The organism is Acinetobacter sp. ATCC 27244, from assembly GCF_000156555.1.
Taxonomy (GTDB): Bacteria; Pseudomonadota; Gammaproteobacteria; order Pseudomonadales; family Moraxellaceae; genus Acinetobacter; species Acinetobacter haemolyticus.
This window is the reverse complement of sequence record NZ_GG665965.1, coordinates 18,221-21,746: the sequence shown is the minus strand read 5'-3', so window position 1 is coordinate 21,746 and position 3,526 is coordinate 18,221. Positions and strand designations below refer to the sequence as shown.

Here is a 3,526-nt window from a genome sequence, read left to right as displayed (position 1 = left end):
CCATAACTATTGCTAAGGCAATCGGTAAAAAAAGTGTAATCAACCCTGAATCCATATTTGTTTCTTCCGTTTAATAAATATTATTTTGTATGAGTAGATGTTGTTTCATCGTGTCAGATAAGAAATCGAATCCTTTGATTTCTTATGGCTCTTGGGAAAGCAGACACGACGAAAACAACATATCTCAAAAACCAATACGATATGCATGTGAATTTAGTTATTTTTACTAAATCTTTTCACTTATTAATACTACGCATTTTTCTATCGGACTTTGTCTACTTTACGACAAATTTATAAAAATTTAATCCACTACATTTAGATTTGGCGTTCATATAAGAGGTTTGGTTACATTTCTACAACCATAAATAATGCGTACAGTTCTGTATGTGATTATGAGTGCTTGTGCTTCCTGAAAGAGTAGTAACCACTAAGTATTCTAATCAAAAATAATAAAAAAAATTGTTTTATAACATATGGATATATTGGTTTTAAACGAAGAAATTTACATGGATTTAATTTGGTAAATAATTATCGTTTTCATATAAATTCATCAAAAGTAATTGGCTTAAATGCACAAGTGTATTGAAATTCTGGTCAATGACAGCAAATTACATCGAGATTGATAATTCCCGCCAATTTGATGCCTATAACCATTTATTCTGCTTGAATAAGTGAAAGTTGTAGAAATCTTTAGAACGAAATAAAAGAATTTATATTACAAAATGCGGAATAAAATATGGAAACTATAGCGCGTGTAGAAGTAGAACCAGAAGTTAAAGTCCATAAGAAACAAAAAATCACCTGGATCGTATTTTCACTACTTTCGCTATTTCTATTGATTGGGGTGATGTACTACTTTTTTATATTTCGATTCTATCAATCTACAGATAACGCCTATGTTCAAGCTGATCTCACTTGGGTAATACCAAAAGTCACAGGTGAAGTGGTTGAGTTGGTTATTAATGACAACCAATTTGTCAAAAAAGGTGAGACGTTAGCAGTACTAGATCAACGTGATTATCAAGCGAGACTTAATCAAGCAAAATCATTAGTTACATTAAAAGAAGCGGCACTGGCCGTTCAAGAACAAAATGAAAAATCAGCACAATCTTCAATTCACGAAGCAAATAGTGGTGTGCTTGCTGCTCAAGCAGATTTATCACGTCTAAAAAAAGATTTTCTACGTTATCAAGATTTATTAAAGGATGGCGTGATTACGCGACAAAATTTTGAAAATATTCAATCCCAATATTTATCGGCACAGGCTCAACTTAGTCGTGCATTAGCAGGTGTAAATGCAGCAGAAGCTCAGTTTGGTAGTTTAAAAGCGAGTCGCGCACAATTACTGGCTGATATTCAAAATGCAAAGGCGAGTTTAGACCTTTATCAAATAGATTTAGCATCAGCAAGGATTATAAGTCCTGTAACTGGCAAAGTAGGTAGTTTGGCAATACAAAAGGGCTCTCGTGTAAGTCCACAAACTCGCTTAATGGCGATTATTCCTGATAATAGTTTATATGTACAAGCAAACTTTAAAGAAACACAAATCCAAAAAATGCATATCGGGCAAACGGTTTCCTTAAAGTTAGATGCTTATCCAAGCCTAACTTATACAGGAAAAATTGAAAGCTTTTCTCCTGCATCAGGAGCAACCTTTTCGCTTATGCCCCCCGACAATGCAACAGGGAACTTTAATAAAGTTGTTCAACGAATTCCTGTTCGAATTGCAATTGATCCAAGTCCCCATATTGAGCTTATCAAGCCCGGTATGTCTGTTAAAGCCAAGGTCAATTTAAAAACTTAAGCATTGCGATTTTAGGGACTTAAACATGGATAAGCGTCTAAATGAGGAATGGAAATTCCCGACTAAAGTCGCGTGGGTCATTTTTATAGCCATGATTTTTGGCAATTTTATGGCGATTTTAGACATTCAAATTGTTGCGAGTTCTTTAAATGAAGTTCAAGCAGGAATGAGCGCAAGCCGTTATGAAGTCACTTGGGTTCAAACGGTGTATTTGATTGCTGAAATTATTGCGATTCCGATGTCTAGCATTATCTCGAGAGTTTTATCGACAAGGATTTATTACACGATTTGTGCAGTTGGATTCACGATTAGTTCTCTACTTTGTGCAATGGCATGGAATCTTGAAAGTTTACTTGTATTTCGTGCCATACAAGGGTTTATGGGGGGCGGTATGATTCCAACCTCAATGACAGCGCTTTATTTACTATTTCCTGAAGCTAGACGTGCATTGCCTTTGGTTTTGTTTGGCATGATTAGCACCTTAGGACCTGCGATTGGGCCCACTGTTGGTGGTTGGTTAACAAATAGTTTTTCATGGCACTGGATGTTCCTGATCAATATTATTCCTGGAATCATCATTGCAACGATTATTTTTTCAGGACCAGACATTGATCGCGCAGATCATAGCTTACTGAAAAAAATGGACTGGATCAGCCTTATTGCTATGGCAATGTTTTTGGGCGGTTTGGAATATTTCCTCGATGAAGGCGCTAGACACGAATGGTTAGTTGATACAGGCGTTCGCACTGCATTTTTGATTTGTATTGCAGGGGGATTGATATTTTTCTATCGAAGCTTCACACAACCTAAGCCATTGTTGGACTTGAGTGTTTTTAAAAATAAGAATTTTACCCTAAGTGCCATTATCACTTTTGTGATCGGTATGGCGTTATACGGTTTGGGATACATGATCCCCGTTTTTCTTGGTCAAGTACGAGAAATGAATAGCAGCCAAATTGGACATATCATGATGGTCACAGGTGTGGTGATGTTCTGTTTTGCTCCATTTTTAGCATGGTTGATTCCAAATTTCGATACCAGAAAAACTGTTTTCGTTGGGATGATTATGGCGGGATTTGGTGTATGGCTAAACTCACATTTAAGTATTCACAGTGATTATGACTTTATGTTTTGGCCGCAAATATATCGTGGTATCGGCCTGATGATTTGTTTGATTGTGGTTTCACATCTTGCGATGAGTACATTGCCATTGAATAAAATTGCTGATGCCAGTGGGATTTATAACCTGATGCGGAATATTGGTGGGGCCGTGGGGCTTGCATTAATCAACTCATCCCTAGATTGGCTAACAGCATTACACGTCACGGAATTAAATCAATATATGACGCCACAGAATTGGGTTTTTGTAGAGCGTTTAGAACAACTCACCGCGCAATATCAAGAAGTGGGGGCAAATGCTCAACAAATTGCACTCAGTATTATTTATCGTGACATTCATTATCAAGCATTGACATCAAGTTTTAATGATTTACTGCGTATGCTTGCAATTATTATGTTTGTTGCAGCCTTTCTAACATTTTTTATGGATAGGGGGAAGAAAATGAAAGTCTAAAAAATATATTAGAGGGTAAATTTCCATAAGATGGAAAATAAATTTTAAATAAAAATAATATTTATATAAGTATTAGGTTGTCTTGGGGACGAAAATACTTATATAAGTTTTAAAGGTTATATCTTATGATTAAGACAACATATAAACTT

General features: G+C 35.8%; 2 protein-coding genes. Both read left to right on the top strand.

What is annotated here, in order from left to right:
• Window positions 1-736 precede the first annotated feature (736 nt).
• Entirely contained in the window at window positions 737-1,804 is a 1,068-nt protein-coding gene (locus HMPREF0023_RS14245; RefSeq protein WP_008942425.1) for an HlyD family secretion protein, read from the top strand.
• A 25-nt stretch (window positions 1,805-1,829) separates the two neighbouring features.
• Complete coding sequence (locus HMPREF0023_RS14240) at window positions 1,830-3,377, top strand: DHA2 family efflux MFS transporter permease subunit (protein WP_004639199.1); 1,548 nt, start codon at window positions 1,830-1,832, stop codon at window positions 3,375-3,377.
• Window positions 3,378-3,526: the final 149 nt, after the last annotated feature.

Coding starts and splice junctions, on each gene's coding strand:
- HMPREF0023_RS14245 (WP_008942425.1), top strand. CDS start 737: ATGGAAACTATAGCGCGTGTAGAAGTAGAACCAGAAGTTAAAGTCCAT.
- HMPREF0023_RS14240 (WP_004639199.1), top strand. CDS start 1,830: ATGGATAAGCGTCTAAATGAGGAATGGAAATTCCCGACTAAAGTCGCG.